1 protein-coding gene is annotated in these 455 nt (G+C 62.6%); it reads right to left on the bottom strand.

Going from position 1 to position 455, the window contains the following annotated elements:
• On the bottom strand, nucleotides 1-455 hold a 455-nt coding region (locus AC5RWX_RS34310; protein WP_494100582.1), incomplete at both ends, for an ATP-binding protein.

Here is a 455-nt window from a genome sequence, read left to right as displayed (position 1 = left end):
AGTAGGGGCTTACAACAGAGCCTGCTTCCACTCCGGTGTCTATCCGGATTCCCTCACCCGAGGGCCACTCCACGGACCGGAGGATCCCCGGGCTGGGGAAGAAGTTATTGGTGGGGTCCTCTGCGTTGATGCGGCATTCGATGGCATGGCCGGTGAAGTTCACATCATCCTGGGAGATGGACATGGATCCCGTGGATGCGATCAGCAGCTGCTCGCGGACCAGGTCCACGCCGGTGATCTCCTCGGTGATGGGGTGCTCCACCTGGATACGCGTGTTCATCTCGATGAAGGCCGCCTCGTGGTTGACGGGGTCGTACAGGAACTCCACCGTCCCCGCTCCGTGGTAGCTGCATTGGCGGGCGAGGGCAACGGAAGACTCACGGATGGTGTTGCGGACGGTTTCCGGAAGGTCGGGAGCCGGGGCTTCCTCCAACACCTTCTGGGAACGGCGCTGC

The sequence above is a fragment of the Arthrobacter sp. SPT-J7 genome (assembly GCF_059089965.1).
The sequence above is the reverse complement of the archived record's forward strand: the minus strand, read 5'-3'. Positions and strand labels throughout refer to the sequence as shown.